This window comes from Chryseobacterium hagamense, assembly GCF_007991455.1.
Lineage (GTDB): Bacteria > Bacteroidota > Bacteroidia > Flavobacteriales > Weeksellaceae > Chryseobacterium > Chryseobacterium hagamense.
Window position 1 is genome coordinate 13,313 of sequence record NZ_BJYJ01000002.1, and the last position, 14,221, is coordinate 27,533.

General features: G+C 44.0%; 15 protein-coding genes. 8 read left to right on the forward strand and 7 right to left on the reverse strand.

Annotation, left to right across the window (positions count from 1 at the left end; translation table 11 throughout):
• The first annotated feature begins 106 nt into the window (after positions 1-106).
• The 3 genes from CHA01nite_RS02985 to CHA01nite_RS02995 all read left to right on the forward strand — a co-directional run bounded on the left by CHA01nite_RS02985 (position 107) and on the right by CHA01nite_RS02995 (position 3,378).
• Positions 107-1,162: an alpha/beta hydrolase gene (locus CHA01nite_RS02985; protein ID WP_146939746.1), complete on the forward strand. Its 1,056-nt coding sequence runs from the start codon at positions 107-109 to the stop codon at positions 1,160-1,162.
• Positions 1,163-1,299: 137 nt separating this feature from the next.
• Positions 1,300-2,004, forward strand: a complete 705-nt coding sequence (locus CHA01nite_RS02990) for a pseudouridine synthase (RefSeq protein WP_146939747.1) — start codon at positions 1,300-1,302, stop codon at positions 2,002-2,004.
• A 336-nt stretch (positions 2,005-2,340) separates the two neighbouring features.
• Complete coding sequence (locus CHA01nite_RS02995; protein WP_146939748.1) at positions 2,341-3,378, forward strand: quinone-dependent dihydroorotate dehydrogenase; 1,038 nt, start codon at positions 2,341-2,343, stop codon at positions 3,376-3,378.
• Positions 3,379-3,689: 311 nt separating this feature from the next.
• Here the strand turns inward: CHA01nite_RS02995 and CHA01nite_RS03000 are convergent, their stop codons facing one another.
• Complete coding sequence (locus CHA01nite_RS03000) at positions 3,690-4,934, reverse strand: DUF445 domain-containing protein (RefSeq protein ID WP_146939749.1); 1,245 nt, start codon at positions 4,932-4,934, stop codon at positions 3,690-3,692.
• Between the two features lie 211 nt (positions 4,935-5,145).
• On the opposite strand from CHA01nite_RS03000, the gene msrB reads away from it, so the two are divergent.
• Both msrB and CHA01nite_RS03010 read left to right on the forward strand, forming a co-directional pair.
• Positions 5,146-5,589, forward strand: coding sequence for a peptide-methionine (R)-S-oxide reductase MsrB (gene msrB / locus CHA01nite_RS03005; RefSeq protein ID WP_146939750.1), 444 nt, complete (start codon positions 5,146-5,148; stop codon positions 5,587-5,589).
• A 132-nt stretch (positions 5,590-5,721) separates the two neighbouring features.
• The gene (locus CHA01nite_RS03010; protein ID WP_146939751.1) at positions 5,722-6,477 is read left to right on the forward strand and encodes a murein L,D-transpeptidase catalytic domain family protein; all 756 of its coding nucleotides are present in this window, start codon (positions 5,722-5,724) and stop codon (positions 6,475-6,477) included.
• A gap of 47 nt (positions 6,478-6,524) precedes the next feature.
• Here CHA01nite_RS03010 and CHA01nite_RS03015 read toward each other — a convergent pair whose 3' ends face one another.
• Positions 6,525-7,898, reverse strand: coding sequence for a HAMP domain-containing sensor histidine kinase (locus CHA01nite_RS03015; protein WP_146939752.1), 1,374 nt, complete (start codon positions 7,896-7,898; stop codon positions 6,525-6,527).
• Positions 7,895-8,584, reverse strand: a complete 690-nt coding sequence (locus CHA01nite_RS03020; RefSeq protein ID WP_146939753.1) for a response regulator transcription factor — start codon at positions 8,582-8,584, stop codon at positions 7,895-7,897. The genes CHA01nite_RS03015 and CHA01nite_RS03020 overlap by 4 nt, the downstream gene beginning before the upstream one ends.
• Positions 8,585-8,813: 229 nt before the next feature.
• Between CHA01nite_RS03020 and CHA01nite_RS03025 the strand changes: the two genes are divergently transcribed.
• Genes CHA01nite_RS03025 through CHA01nite_RS03035 form a run of 3 tightly spaced genes read left to right on the forward strand, consistent with a single transcriptional unit; the run spans position 8,814 to position 11,124 of the window.
• On the forward strand, positions 8,814-10,142 hold the full coding sequence (locus CHA01nite_RS03025) for a hypothetical protein (RefSeq protein ID WP_146939754.1): 1,329 nt from the start codon (positions 8,814-8,816) through the stop codon (positions 10,140-10,142).
• Between the two features lie 54 nt (positions 10,143-10,196).
• Positions 10,197-10,619, forward strand: a complete 423-nt coding sequence (locus tag CHA01nite_RS03030; RefSeq protein WP_146939755.1) for a Dabb family protein — start codon at positions 10,197-10,199, stop codon at positions 10,617-10,619.
• A 19-nt stretch (positions 10,620-10,638) separates the two neighbouring features.
• Positions 10,639-11,124, forward strand: a complete 486-nt coding sequence (locus CHA01nite_RS03035) for a cupin domain-containing protein (RefSeq protein WP_146939756.1) — start codon at positions 10,639-10,641, stop codon at positions 11,122-11,124.
• Positions 11,125-11,283: 159 nt separating this feature from the next.
• Here the strand turns inward: CHA01nite_RS03035 and fabF are convergent, their stop codons facing one another.
• The 4 genes from fabF to CHA01nite_RS03055 form a co-directional block, all read right to left on the reverse strand.
• Complete coding sequence (gene fabF, locus CHA01nite_RS03040) at positions 11,284-12,525, reverse strand: beta-ketoacyl-ACP synthase II (protein ID WP_146939757.1); 1,242 nt, start codon at positions 12,523-12,525, stop codon at positions 11,284-11,286.
• Positions 12,526-12,951, reverse strand: coding sequence for a PaaI family thioesterase (locus CHA01nite_RS03045; protein ID WP_146939758.1), 426 nt, complete (start codon positions 12,949-12,951; stop codon positions 12,526-12,528).
• Position 12,952: 1 nt separating this feature from the next.
• On the reverse strand, positions 12,953-13,576 hold the full coding sequence (locus tag CHA01nite_RS03050; protein WP_146939759.1) for a TetR/AcrR family transcriptional regulator: 624 nt from the start codon (positions 13,574-13,576) through the stop codon (positions 12,953-12,955).
• Between the two features lie 174 nt (positions 13,577-13,750).
• Positions 13,751-14,170 carry an OsmC family protein gene (locus CHA01nite_RS03055; RefSeq protein ID WP_146939760.1) on the reverse strand — a complete coding sequence of 140 codons (420 nt, stop codon included), beginning with the start codon at positions 14,168-14,170 and terminating at the stop codon, positions 13,751-13,753.
• Between the last annotated feature and the right edge of the window lie 51 nt (positions 14,171-14,221).

A 14,221-nucleotide genomic window follows, 5' to 3' on the forward strand; every position in this document is an offset into this window, starting at 1 on the left:
TAGGTTTTATTTAAGTCTGAAAATTCCAGAAAGGGTATGCATTAAGATGATTATTGTCTCAATATGAGATAATTTATCGATATTTGTTATATCTAAATGAATTACAATGAAAAGACCGGTTTTCCTGATCATCATCTCGCTGCTGTTTACTCATTTGTTATCTGCACAGGAAATCCCGGCAGGTAAAGTAATCACGACATCCATCACGGCGAAAACCCTGGCAAACAAAGCCGGGGAGAATTCAAAACGAAGGGTTTCGGTATACCTTCCGCCGGATTATGAAACCTCTTCAAAGCGGTATCCTGTAATTTATTTTCTGCATGGCTTTTTCTGGAGCGACAGCCTGCTGGTGAATCATGATAAAATCAACCGCATTTTCGACCGTGCCATCCATCTGAAAAAGATAAAGCCGGTGATTGTCGTGATGCCGGATGAAAGCACGCTTTTCAAAGGGAGTTTTTATGCCAACTCTGAATCTGCCGGCAACTGGTCGGATTTTACATCGGAAGAACTCGTCAATTTTGTAGACAGCCGGTACCGGACCATCGCCAATAAAGACAGCCGCGGCATTGCCGGGCATTCCATGGGTGGCAACGGGGCTTTACGGAATGCCATTCTTCATCCCGCAACGTTTTCTTCCGTATATGCACTTTCTCCCGGAGTCCTGGACGCCCGGTACTTTGCGCTCACGGAAATCGATGCCTATAAAAAGACAGCTGTTATAAAAGACTTAAAGGATCTTTCAAAGCCTGAAAATACCGGAGCCACCATTCTTTATGCCATCGCAAGAGCTTATAGCGGGAACAGCCGTAAGGCTCCGTTTTTTGCCGATCTGCCCTTTTCCTTCGACGGGGAAAGTGTAAAGGTGAATACAGAAGTTCTCAAAGATTTAAAAGACCATTCCGTTTCAGAGCTGCCTTTCACCCATTATGAAAACCTCAGAAAATTAAAAGCCATAAAATTCGACTGGGGCAGGAATGACGAATTTATCCATATTCCGGTTACCTGTAAAAGTTTCAGCCGTACCCTCGAACTGCTGAAGATCAGGCACGAAGCCGAGGAATATATCGGAACCCACGGAAGCGAAGTCAGCAGGGAAAACGGAAGAATAGAAAACAGCCTGCTGCCGTTTTTCAATATTAACCTGAAGTTTGACCAGTAATTATAATGTGAATCTGATTCTGGAAACAGAAAGATAACAAGAATAAAGAAAAGCTTTGTCAAAATCTCTCAAAGTTAAGTAAGTAGAGAATCCACTCGGTATTGATTCATATCAGCCAAAATCTCTATTTTTGCCGCATGTTAGAAATCCTTTACCGCGATGAATATCTTGTTGCCATCAACAAACCCAGCGGACTGCTTGTTCATAAATCCTTTTATGCGGGAACAGCAGATACTTACGCTGTTCAGGAACTGAAGAAACAGATCGGACAAAAAGTGCATCCCGTACACCGTTTAGACCGGAAGACTTCGGGCGTTCTGCTGTTTACCTTAGATAAAGAAACACTGCGGACCATGAGCGATCAGTTTGCCACCCGGGAAGTCGAAAAGAAATACATCGCTATTCTACGGGGCTGGACGAAAGAACAAGAAACCATTGATTATGATTTGATTAATGAAAATGAAGTGAAACAGAATGCCGTGACTTATTATCGCCGTCTGCAGACTTCGGAAATCAGTTTGCCTTTTCTAAAACACCAGACCTCCAGGTATTGCCTGGTGGAAGCTATTCCGGAAACAGGACGGTTTCACCAGTTGAGAAAACATTTTAAACATATTCTGCATCCGATCTTAGGGTGCCGTAAGCACGGATGCAACAAGCAGAACAAATTGCTGCTGCAGACTTTTAACATGACCCGAATGCCGCTTCATGCCCTTCAGCTCACTTTTACCCATCCGGTTTCTGATGAAAGAATTACGGTAACCGCTACAATAGACGAAGAGTTTAAAAATGTGGGCGATCTCCTCGGGCTTGACCTGAATGCGTATGTAAAGGATCATTAATAAGATGCAGGCTGGAAGAGGGAAGCCTGATGCCGGAAGTTCCCCAAGCCAACATTACAATCAAAGGAATTGATTATTAACTAAAATCATTTATCATGTCATCAGGGAAATGCTTTGTTTAATCTTTACGCAGGGATCTGATTTTTACGTTCTGTTCCGGCAACCGGTTGAATATAGTGATGCAGGTCTGAATTTGCGTCAAATTAGCAGATTCGCCTCACTTTCAAATTTCCAAATTCTCCGATTTTCAAATTAAAAAAAATCAGACGGCCGCGCTAAACAAACAATTTAGGATTTCAACTAAAAATCAGTATCTTTGTACCCCAAAAACCAGGCATGTACAAATCGCTGATCCGCCCGATCCTTTTCAGATTCGATCCTGAAGCCGTGCATCATTTTACCTTCTCGATGCTCAAGAATTTCGGCTTTGCTACCAGACTGTTCTTACCGAAACCCATTGAAGACAAACGTCTCGAGAGGGAAGTCTTTGGCCTGAAATTCAAGAATCCGGTCGGACTTGCCGCCGGGTTCGATAAAAATGCCGTACTCTTCAATGAACTGGCAGACCTTGGATTCGGATTCGTGGAAATCGGTACGGTGACGCCTAAAGCACAGGCCGGGAATCCTAAAAAAAGACTGTTCCGCCTTATCGAAGACGGAGGGATTATCAACCGGATGGGATTCAATAACGACGGGCTGGAAGCAGCCATCGAAAAGCTGAAAGGCAACAAGGGGAAAATCATCATCGGCGGAAACATCGGTAAAAATACGGATACGGCTCCGGAACAGTATACCAACGATTACCTGCAGTGTTTTGAAGGCCTTCATCCTTATGTTGATTATTTTGTCCTGAATGTAAGCTGCCCGAACGTGGGAAGCCATGCCAAGCTGGAAGATGTGGAATACCTGCGTGAGCTGATTACCGAAGTTAAAAAAATCAACCTTTCCAAAAGCGTCCGGAAACCGGTTCTTTTAAAAATCGCTCCGGACCTGAATGACCGTCAGCTCGATGAGATTATTGACCTGATCGCAGAAACAAAAACCGATGGGGTTATCGTATCCAATACTTCCGTTAACAGAGAAGGACTGAAAACATCACCGGAAATCCTGGCGCAGATCGGCAACGGCGGCCTGAGCGGAAAACCGATCCGTGAACGCAGTACCCGCATGATCCGCTACCTGTCTGAGAAAAGCAACCGCGCTTTCCCGATCATCGGCGTAGGCGGAATCCATTCGGCAAAAGATGCGATTGAAAAACTGGATGCCGGCGCAAGCCTGGTGCAATTGTACACCGGATTCATCTACGAAGGCCCGGAACTCATCAACGATATCAACCGGGAAGTGCTCAAAAGAGCGGGCCGCCTGCCGAGATAGTGCTGCTGGCTGTTAGCAAATGGCTATTGGCTTAGTGCATTAAAAGTAGCAAAGAGGGAAGAAAATTAACCGAAATTTTAATAAAGTATAAGCAACATCTGTCTGATGTTGCTTTTTATTTGTCTGCAGTCCAATGAAATTTGTTTGGATTTGAGATCAAATATTTTCTATTCTACAATATGAAAATTCATCTTAAATTCAGGTTTTGATTTTATCGTCAGAGCCCTGAAGGGCTACATACATCAGCACAGGGTGAAGCCCTGTGTCAATCCAATTTTAGATACCAAAAAGCCCTAAAGGACGAAACAACTTCAAAGGAAAAAATGCGCCACCGTATAAATAATCAGTCCGACCAATCCACCGACGATTGTTCCGTTTACCCGGATAAACTGCAGGTCTTTACCGACTTCCAACTCCAGCTTCTCACTTAATTCCTTTCCCTGCCAGTTACCGACTGTTGAGCTGATGAGGTTTCCGAACTGATGGGTGTTTTTAAGGATGTATTTATAAGCTGTCACACGAACCCAGTTGTCGATTTTGGACTGTAAGGTTTCGTTGGTATTTAAATTCAGGGCAAATTCGCTCAGGTTTTTAGAGAGATAGGTTTTCAGGGAAGAATGTTCCTGCTGAAGCTCTTCTATAGCGGTTTTTTTTATGGAAGCCCAGATGTCGTGCGAATATTCATTCAGTTTTTCCGGCTGCAGGAGATCGTTTTTAATCGTGGTAAACTCCTGTTCCCATTGGGGGTCTTCAGCCAGATTAGCGGAAAATTCCTGAATCCTTTTCGTGATCAGGTCCCTGATCTCATGGTTAGGGTCTTCTTCGATTTCAGCAAAAAAATCAGAAAGCCCAGTAGTGACCTTATCGGCAATCTTGTTATCCACAAAAGAGGGAATGAAGGTGTAGCTTCCTTTCCGGACGCGTTCCTTGATCAGTTCACTGTTTTCAAGGATATAATTTTTGATCTGGGAAGAGAGGCTGGTCACCATCCGCTGATGGTCGTTCTTTTCTGTAACATAGGTAATTCCGTTGCCAACGATTTTATTGAGCTTCACATCACCGGCCATTTCGGATACCTTACGGCTGATAAACCGGCTCACTTCCGCATCATCAAGCTTGTTCAGGATATCCAGGACGATATCGGAAATATTGCGGATCAGGATCTCCTGGTTTTTTTCTTTTCCCAGCCATTCCCCTGCAAAAGTTGAGAGGTTCAGCTTCTGGATGTAGGGACGGATATTTTGAGGGGACAGGAAATTGTCTACCACAAATCCCCCAAGGTTATCGCCCAGCTGCTGCTTGCTGTTCTCGATGAGGTTGGTATGCGGAATCGGCAGGCCCAAAGGATGGCGGAACAGTGCGGTTACGGCAAACCAGTCGGCCAGGGCACCTACCATGGCGGCTTCGGAAAAAGCACGGACATAGCCGATCCAATGGGAATCCATCCGCTTCTCAAGGATGGTCATCATAATAAAAATAAGGGCCATCAGCAGGAACAGTCCGGTAGCAAAAGCCTTGTACCTATTCAGCTGTTTTCTTTTTGTTTCATCATTCATAAGGTTCGGTATACGGTTATTGTTGATGATTTAAATCCGGTTCGCTTTTTTATTGACTGGATATCTTTTGGTTTAATTTATTTAAAATCAAATAAATACAAACTGGCAAATAAAGTCATCCGAAATTCATTACTTAAAAATAGTTAAATTTTGAAACTTTCATCCGGTTATGGTTTGATTTTGGCTGGTACCAATCCGTTAAACAGACGACATGGAACACGAAGCAAAAAACAATCCATACTATTCCCGGACAGACCGTACCAAACTGGATATTCCGGATCAGGAATGGAGAAACATTCTGTCACCTGATCTTTATGCAGTCTCCAGAGAAGCGGCAACAGAACGTCCTTTTACCGGAAAATATAATGAGTTCGATCAGCTGGGAGAATATTATTGTGCCGTTTGCGGAAACCATCTGTTCCGTTCGGATGCTAAATTTTCCAGCAGCTGCGGCTGGCCGAGTTTTTTTGAGGCGGATAAGGAAGGGGTGTATTACAAAAGAGATACGGCATTCGGAATGGAAAGGGTAGAAGTGCTCTGCCAGAGATGCGACTCCCACCTTGGCCATGTCTTTGATGACGGCCCTCAGCCTACCGGATTACGGTATTGTATGAACTCCGTAAGCCTTGAATTCATACCGGATTCTGAAAAATAAACACTGGTTTAAATTCTATAAACCAGCACGTTAAAGTTTCTTAAATAGCGTTAAACTTTTTAGAGTTATAACGCCTGGCCCGTTATGTTTTTATACATTTGTTCCCGCAATTGTATTTAACATAATATTTTAATGAAAGGAATTTATAGCGTACTCGGTATTGTGTACATGATTACCACTTCATTTTACGGGTCTCCGGAAAAGACTGTTATGAAAAATGAATCCAATACCAAAAGAATTGAAAAATCAGTTGAAATGAATTCTGTGAAAGCAGAAAAGACCATGTCTTCATCCGAAGAATTATACCATTCTATTCCCTTTGAACAGGGGCACGAACTTAATCCCGACGTTTTCTTCAAAGCCATGACAGGATTTGAAAACCTGAAGAAAGCAGGTCTTCTTAATCCGGATGCGCATCTGCTGACGGTATGCGATTTCTCAATGTCCTCCAATACCAAAAGACTTTGGGTAATCGACATGAACGAGAAAAAAGTGTTGTTCAACTCATTGGTAGCACACGGTAAAAATACAGGCGACGAATTTGCAACGAATTTTTCTAACACGGAAAGTTCGTTGCAGAGCAGCTTAGGGTTTTATATCACGGATGCTACTTACCAGGGAGACAACGGCTATTCTCTGAAACTGTTGGGGATGGATAAAGGATTCAACGATGCGGCGTACCGAAGAGCCATCGTAATGCACGGTGCCGATTATGTAAGCGACCAGTTTGCGGCCACCCATAAAAGGATCGGGAGAAGCTGGGGATGCCCGGCGGTGCCAAGGGATCTTACCCAGCCGATCATCAATACGATCAAGGGAAGAAACCTTCTTTTTATCTATTACCCGGATCAGAACTATCTTTCCAAATCGGAATGGCTGAAGGCATAAAAAAGAACAACAATGGAAAAAAGCAGTCTTAGATAAGGCTGCTTTTTTTATTTATCGGAAACAAACCGTATCTGGAAAATACTTCCTTCGCCGGGTATTGATGTCAGTAGAATGGTCCCGTGATGCATTTCAATGATTCTTTTCACAATCGATAAACCGATCCCGTTTCCTTTTTCATAATGCTTATTGACTCCGCGGTAAAAAAGGTCGAAAATTTTATCCCGGTCTTCTTCATCAATTCCGATGCCTTGGTCGATAAAACGGATCTCCAGAGTATTGCCGTGAACCTCAATTTCCACCCGGCAGTTTCTGTCTGCCGAATATTTACAGGCATTTTCCATCAGGTTGAGGAAAGCAATCTGCAGCAGATAAGGATTTCCATAAAAATCATAGTTGCTTTCGTCCTTATCCGCCATATTATCCATATAGTGAATCCCAATCCTGTAGTCCTGATTCTTTTGGAGCAGATCCACTTTGGCATCGGCCAGGATTTCATCCAGCCGGAGGTCGGTAAAGCTGATCTGGGAAGCATCATAGCTGGCCCTTGCAAAATCCAAGAGGGCGGAGGAAAGCTGTGAGGCATGCGTTGCATCCTGAAGGGCATTGTTGATGGAAATTTTATAATCGTCCAGGGTAACATTGAGTTCTTTGGCGAGTTCCAGTTCGGCAATCAGCGTGGAAAGCGGGGTCCGGAATTCATGGGAGATCGTTGTTACAAACTGGCGGTGGTTACTGAAGGATTTCTCCAGCCGGTTAAAGGTAGAGTTAAATGTTTCGGTAAGCTCGTAGATTTCATCTTTCGCTTTGGGAACCACCAGTCTTTTATGAAGGTTATGCTCTGAAATATCGCGGATCTGAACAATAATGTCTTTTAAAGGCTTTAAAGTATAGTAGGAAAACAGGAAACCAATGACAAAAATAACGAGCACGGAAATAATATAAACCACAATAATATCATTCCTGAATTCTTTAATGTGCGCCAGCCCCGTCACGTCAACAGCGCTTCCGATAATATAAAAATTATCCCCGTTAAATTCATACCGGAACGCCATATACTGCCGGGTTCCGCGCTGCCAGGTAATTTTGTCTTTCCGGGTCTGGATCAGGTGTTCGAGATAATACGGATTCTTTGAACTGGGTTTAATGTCGGTGAAAATCAGCTGTTTTTTACTGTTGTAGACGCTGATGTCGGCTTCATTCAGCATCTTTTTATTCCGCTCATGGAGCTTTTTTATCCTATTGCCGTCTATATTGGCATCGAAGATGAATTCTGCCCTCCAGATAATTTTATAGCCTAAACGGTCATTGAATTCATCGTTCCTGTTCTTTTCGGAAACGAAGTAAAGGACGTAGGCAAAAACAAAGAGGATGCCTGCCGTAATCAGTGCGTACATCAACGCGGTCCGGGTAGCGATTTTCATAAGTTCCGGGTAAAAATAAATCCCGTACCGGGCTTGGTATGAATCAGTTTTTCATTGAAATCCTTATCGATTTTCTTACGCAGATAGGCAATGTACACATCAATATAATTGGTTCCGGTATCAAAATGGTTGCCCCAGACATTTTCTGCAATCTCTTCCCGGGTCAGGATCCGCTCTGCGTGGGTCATGAGGAAAACCAACAGCCTGAATTCCTTCGGCGTAAGGGTAATCTCTTTTCCGTCTCGGAATACGCGGTTCGTTTTCTGATGGATCACCAGCTGATGATATTGGATCACCTCCGGCGTTTCCTCCTTTTTCGGCAATGATGATTTTCTCAGCAGGACGGCTTTGATCCGGGCATATAATTCCCTGATCTCAAAAGGTTTCACCATATAATCGTCGGCCCCGGCATCGAAACCTTCGATCTTTTCATCGATGGTTCCCAGGGCGGTCAGCATAATAATCGGCAGATCCGGATGTTTCTGCCTGACGGTTTTACTGAATTCAATCCCGTTCATCTGCGGAAGCATAATATCCGTAATGATCAGGCCGAATGCGATCCGGTCAGCTAAAACCAGGGCGTCTTCCGCATCTTCCGAAATATAGATCTGGTAGCCCTGGCTTTCAAGACCCCGTTTCAGCAGGGCAGAAACCCGCGCATTATCTTCTATGATTAAAATTTTCATCTGGAATACTTTTCAGGTGGGAAAGATAAGCCGGGCGGTGCTTTTTAAAAGCCTGTATTCCGCTGCCGTACAAATCCCATACAAAGGTATTTTATATTTTACTTCCGGAAAAACGGAATCTCCCGTTTAATGGTTTTCTAAAGATTTTCTAATGGTTTTCTAACGACCTTCCCGGTTTTTCAAAACTAATTTTGCCCTGTCAAAACAATAAAAAGAGGACTGAAACACTATGGACAGAAAGTATCTTAAAACCGCACTGATCATCGCTTCATTAATCGGGATGAGCCAGAAAGCGGAAGCACAGAAAAAAAATGATTTCGGTAATCCCGCACTTACGCATTACCTTAACGAACAGCACACCCGGTACCTTTCTTTCAGCGGATATGCCGAATTGTGGGCCCGTTACGTCCAGCTGAATCCGGGAAGTATGATCAACAACGATGCAAAATCAGACGTATCGGATCTTTCACTTCGGAGGATAAGGGTAAAAATGACGTATAAACCAACCGAAAAACTGATGTTCGTGCTTCAGGGAGGAACCACCAATGTGAATGTAAATGCGAAAGGAAGCAATTATTTCGATTTGCTGGATGCTTATGCTGAATATGCATTTAACGATAGAATTGCTGTCGGAGCCGGGCGTTCTACCTGGAGGGGGCTTTCCCGTTTCACCACGGGTCCGTTGAATACGCTGCTGTATGATCTTCCGGCTTATGCAGCTTCCAATGCCGGTGCCACAGATTATACCGTAAGGGAGCTGAGTGCCTACCTCAAAGGTCAGCTTGGTAAATTCGATTACCGCCTGGTCGTTGCAGATCCGTATACGATGGCAACTGCAGATCCGAAACCGAACGTAGCCACTTTCAGTAAGAATTCGCCGCATAAAGATTTTTCAGGGTATTTCAGGTATGCTTTCCTGGAGACGGAAAATATTTCCACCCCGTTCAATTCCGGAACCTATGCCGGTAAAAAAAATGTGCTGAGCCTGGGAGCCGGGTTTGATTATATCCACAATGCGATGTGGCATCAGGATGCTTCAAAAAATACGGTGAATGACGATATGAAGAACTTTGCCGCAGACCTGTTCTATGATGCACCGCTGAATAAGGAAAAAGGAACTTCCGTAAGTGCTTATGCTATGGCAATGCACAACGATTACGGTCCGAATTATGTCCGCTATGTCGGAACCAACAACCCGGCCACTTCAGTGGATGCTTCCCTGGCCAGCCTCAACGGTGCCGGAAATGCCATGCCTGTGATCGGGACCGGGAATACTTATTACCTGCAAGTGGGCGGAACGCTTCCTTACTTAAACAAAGAAAAGAAAGACCTGCAGCTTCAGCCTGCCGTAGGGATACAGCTTTCCGATCTGAAAGGGCTTCACGACAATGCCGTAATCTATGACGCCGGAATTTCCCTGCTGATGAACGGGATGTCATCCAGATTCACTTTCGATGCGCAGAACCGACCCGTCTTTACACCGGATGCCGCTAACAACGCCGTGGTTTCAGACCGGAAATGGCAGTTCGTCCTGAAGTACAGGATTGATATCAATTAAAGAATACCCGCTGTTCATAAGCAACAGTAATCATACAACAAAATTATATTTACTATGGAAAGAAGAAAATTTTTATTCCGTTCGGCACAGGCTTCGGCATTGCTGCTGTTTTCCGGGAATCTGTTTGCCTCTGCCTTGCCTTTGTTTAACCCCATAAAAAAGAAAAAAGTGTACTTCCATTATTTATTGTTCTGGCTCAGAAAAGATCTTTCCGAAGCTGAAGTAAAAGCATTTGAAAACTTTTTCAAAGGATTGGCCCGACTTCCTTATCAGAAAAATCTCCGCTACGGAAAGCCTGCCGCTTCCAGCCCGAGAAGCGTCCTGGATAACAGCTTTACCTATAATGTTTCCATGGAATTCGAAAGCCTGGAAGCACTTGAAGCCTACGGAAAACTTCCGGAGCACCTGGCCCTCGTACAGGAATACAAGCCCTATTTTGAAAAAATGATGGTTCACGATACCGTTTACAACCCATAAAAAAAGAATCCGATTAGAAATGAAAAACTTTGTTAAAGGCATGAGCCTTGTTGTAGCATTTTCAACAATGAGTTTTATGAATGCACAAGATCATCACAAAAAGCACATCAGCGTAAAAGCAGAGGAAACCACTGAGTTTATTCCGGCCATCAGGCTCGTGAATAAACCGGACGGGACCTGCACTTTCGAAAAAGGTAAAATTCCTACGCTGAAGCATATGAATACCAATACCTTCTGGATGAGCAACAAAACCGAGGAATGGGAAAAGAATGCCCATCCTGCACCGAGAAGGCAGTATGTGATTACCATCAAAGGAAATATCAAATTCAAAGTAACCGACGGTTCCACTTTTATGATTAAACCGGGAACGGTATTGCTGGCGGAAGACCTGAAAGGAAAAGGACATAGCTGGGATATGGTGAAAAGTAAAGTCTGGGAAAGGCTTTATATCCCGATCGCAGAAGATGCGGACGACTTTTTTATTGCAGACAAAGATTCCGATTAACCCCGCATCATGATCTGATGTTTATATAAATTCGTACAATGGAAAAGCAGCCCAATGGCTGCTTTTTATGTATTGGTAAGTATTTGAATTGCTTTAGGATCTTTAAAGTTGTTAATTAAAACCTCCGGCATCCGGCTTCCCCCTTCCGGCCTGTCAAAATTACTGAAACTTCTTGAAAATCAAAGTAGCATTGTGCCCGCCGAACCCAAATGCGTTGCTAAGTGCATAATTGATATTCTTTTCTTTGGCTTTTCCGAAAACAATATTAAGATCCTTCGGAATGTTTTCATCAATCCGGTGAAGGTTGATGGTTGGCGGAATGATTCCGTTTTCAATAGCTTTAATAGATAGGATGGCTTCTGCAGCTCCGGCAGCGCCCAGCAAATGCCCGGTCATGGATTTGGTGGCACTGATGTCCAGGTTTCTGCTTCCTTTAAACAGTTTGTTGATCCCGTTCAGCTCTACCAGGTCGCCCATTGGGGTAGACGTGGCGTGAGGGTTGATGTAATCGATATCTTCCGTGTTGATACCTGCTTCATTTAAGGCCAGCTGCATGGCTTTGATGGCTCCGGTTCCTTCCGGATGAGGGGCCGTCATATGATAGGCATCGGCGGTCATCGCAGCGCCTGCAAGTTCGGCATAGATTTTTGCACCTCGGGCTTTAGCGTGTTCATATTCTTCTAAGATTAAGGCGCCGGCTCCTTCTCCCATCACGAATCCGTCCCGTTCAGCATCATACGGACGGCTGGCGGTGGCAAAATCGTCATTCCGGGTAGACATGGCTTTCATAATGGAGAATCCTCCGATTGATGCCGGGGTAATGGCTGCTTCAGATCCTCCGCTTACGATTACTTTGGCCTTTCCCAGCCTGATGTAGTTGAAGGCATCCATAATGGCTGTATTCCCTGTAGCGCATGCCGAAATCGTGGTATAGTTAATCCCCTGAAGTCCGAACTTCATCGAGATCATTCCCGAAGCCATGTTGGCAATGAATTTAGGCACGAAAAAAGGGTTGAATCTCGGGGTTCCGTCTCCTTTGGTGAATTCCATCACTTCACTTTCGAAAGTCCACATTCCGCCCTGCCCGGTTCCCCAGATCACGCCGGTATCGAAGGGATCCATCTTTTCAAGCTCAAGACCGGAATCTTTAAGTGCTTCCGCAGCAGAATACATGGCGTATTGGGAAAAAAGATCGCTTCTTTTGATTTCATTATGGGTTAAATAAGTCTTCGGATCAAAATTTTTCACCTCGCAGGCAAAGTGTACTTTAAATTTTTCCGAATCGAAATGGGTAATTTTTCCGGCACCGCTGTTTCCGTTGATGCTGTTCTGCCAGAATTCCCCGACAGTATTTCCTAAAGGCGTCACTGCGCCAAGACCTGTAATAACAACTCTTTTCATTTAATTGCTGATTTTGAATAAATTGGAGGTTCCTCTGGCGATCAGGCGGGTTTTGTCCGCATTCCAGATTTCGCATTCTGCGTTTACAAACTGCTTTCCTCTCTTGATGATTTTTGTTTCGGCGATAATAGGATCGTTTTCTCTGGCGGTTGAAAAATAATCAATGCTGTTGTTGATGGTGACAATAAAAGTTTCTTCATTCAGGGAAAACATCGTCGCGCCGATGATGTCATCCATGATCGCAGCAGTTACGCCCCCGTGAAGATTGCCCATCGGGTTCAGCCATTCCTGCCTAACGGTATACTGAAATTCGATCCGGCCTTCTTGCGCAGACAGTACCACCGGATTCAGCCACTTCATAAACGGAGAAGGGGAAGCCGTAAATTCTTTTCCGGTAAAGCTTTTCAGGACTGCTAGTTTATCCATATTATATTTCATTTTTATTTTTTGAAGATGCCGTTGCCAGTTCGGTATCGATAATTTTGAGGATCCGGTCCAGTGCAAAATTCAGGAATTTCTCATCGCCTGTGGTCTTGGATAACAGGATTCCGCCTTCAATCATCATGACAAACAGCGAGGCATATTCCTCCGCATCCGGCTCTTCATCCAGCTCCCCGGTTTTCTGGCCCCGGGCAATGACTTCCGAGATCTTGGCCATCCATTCTTCAAAGGATTTCTTTACCTGATCTTTCAGATCCGGAAACGTATCGTCGGCTTCCGTTGCCGCATTCATCAGCGGACATCCGCCATCCAGAAATACCGAATGCCAGTTTTTTCTGTAAAAGGAGACAAAAGCATATAATTTATCAACGGCAGTCGGAAATTCGTCACTGAAGGCAGAGACCATGTTTGCTTTCAATGAACCTGCATTGTACCGGTAAGCTTCGAGGGCCAGCCGGTCTTTATTTTCAAAATTGCCGTAGATGCTGCCCTTCGTTAATCCGGTCGCTTCGGAAATATCGGATAAAGACGTGGAAATATAGCCTTTGGTATTAAACAAAGAAGCTGTTTTCTCAATGATGAATTGTTTTGTCTTTTCCGCTTTCGACATCCGGCTGAATCAGGATACAAAGATATAAAAATATACCGATCGGTATATTTATTTGACCGAATTTTTTCCTGAATGAAACCTGATGGGTTTTTAAAACGGAAAAAACGGGCCGAAAGCCCGTTTTTATTGATATCCAGGTAAGATTAAGGCTGGATAAATCTTTTATGAATTGTATTAATTAGCCAGCGTTGCCTGCAGGGTAATCTCAAAGTTGAAGGCGGCACTTACCGGACATCCTTCTTCTGCGATTTTAGCATATTTCTGGAATTCTTCTTCAGAAATTCCCGGAACTTTTGCCGTTAACGTAAGTTCGGATTTTGTAATTTTTCCGGCACTAGGATCCAAAGTAATCACGGATTTTGTTGTTAATTCCTCAGGAGTAAAACCTGCCTGTGAAAGCTCTGCGCTCAGTTTCATCGTAAAACATCCCGCATGTGCTGCTGCCAGCAATTCTTCAGGGTTGGTTCCTGTTCCATCTTCAAAACGGCTGTTGAAAGAGTACTGGGTCTGATTTAATGTGGTACTTTGGGTCGTTAAATGTCCTTTTCCTTCTTTGATGGTACCGTTCCAGACGGCAGTTGCATTACGTTTCATATTGTTTTTAATTTATTATGGTTAACTGTATTGTTCTGATAAGATAAAGGT

Excerpts from the sequence above, each read along its gene's own strand:
- CHA01nite_RS02985 (WP_146939746.1), top strand. The coding sequence starts at position 107 with ATGAAAAGACCGGTTTTCCTGATCATCATCTCGCTGCTGTTTACTCAT.
- CHA01nite_RS02990 (WP_146939747.1), top strand. The coding sequence starts at position 1,300 with ATGTTAGAAATCCTTTACCGCGATGAATATCTTGTTGCCATCAACAAA.
- CHA01nite_RS02995 (WP_146939748.1), top strand. The coding sequence starts at position 2,341 with ATGTACAAATCGCTGATCCGCCCGATCCTTTTCAGATTCGATCCTGAA.
- CHA01nite_RS03000 (WP_146939749.1), bottom strand. The coding sequence starts at position 4,934 with ATGAATGATGAAACAAAAAGAAAACAGCTGAATAGGTACAAGGCTTTT.
- msrB (WP_146939750.1), top strand. The coding sequence starts at position 5,146 with ATGGAACACGAAGCAAAAAACAATCCATACTATTCCCGGACAGACCGT.
- CHA01nite_RS03010 (WP_146939751.1), top strand. The coding sequence starts at position 5,722 with ATGAAAGGAATTTATAGCGTACTCGGTATTGTGTACATGATTACCACT.
- CHA01nite_RS03015 (WP_146939752.1), bottom strand. The coding sequence starts at position 7,898 with ATGAAAATCGCTACCCGGACCGCGTTGATGTACGCACTGATTACGGCA.
- CHA01nite_RS03020 (WP_146939753.1), bottom strand. The coding sequence starts at position 8,584 with ATGAAAATTTTAATCATAGAAGATAATGCGCGGGTTTCTGCCCTGCTG.
- CHA01nite_RS03025 (WP_146939754.1), top strand. The coding sequence starts at position 8,814 with ATGGACAGAAAGTATCTTAAAACCGCACTGATCATCGCTTCATTAATC.
- CHA01nite_RS03030 (WP_146939755.1), top strand. The coding sequence starts at position 10,197 with ATGGAAAGAAGAAAATTTTTATTCCGTTCGGCACAGGCTTCGGCATTG.
- CHA01nite_RS03035 (WP_146939756.1), top strand. The coding sequence starts at position 10,639 with ATGAAAAACTTTGTTAAAGGCATGAGCCTTGTTGTAGCATTTTCAACA.
- fabF (WP_146939757.1), bottom strand. The coding sequence starts at position 12,525 with ATGAAAAGAGTTGTTATTACAGGTCTTGGCGCAGTGACGCCTTTAGGA.
- CHA01nite_RS03045 (WP_146939758.1), bottom strand. The coding sequence starts at position 12,951 with ATGGATAAACTAGCAGTCCTGAAAAGCTTTACCGGAAAAGAATTTACG.
- CHA01nite_RS03050 (WP_146939759.1), bottom strand. The coding sequence starts at position 13,576 with ATGTCGAAAGCGGAAAAGACAAAACAATTCATCATTGAGAAAACAGCT.
- CHA01nite_RS03055 (WP_146939760.1), bottom strand. The coding sequence starts at position 14,170 with ATGAAACGTAATGCAACTGCCGTCTGGAACGGTACCATCAAAGAAGGA.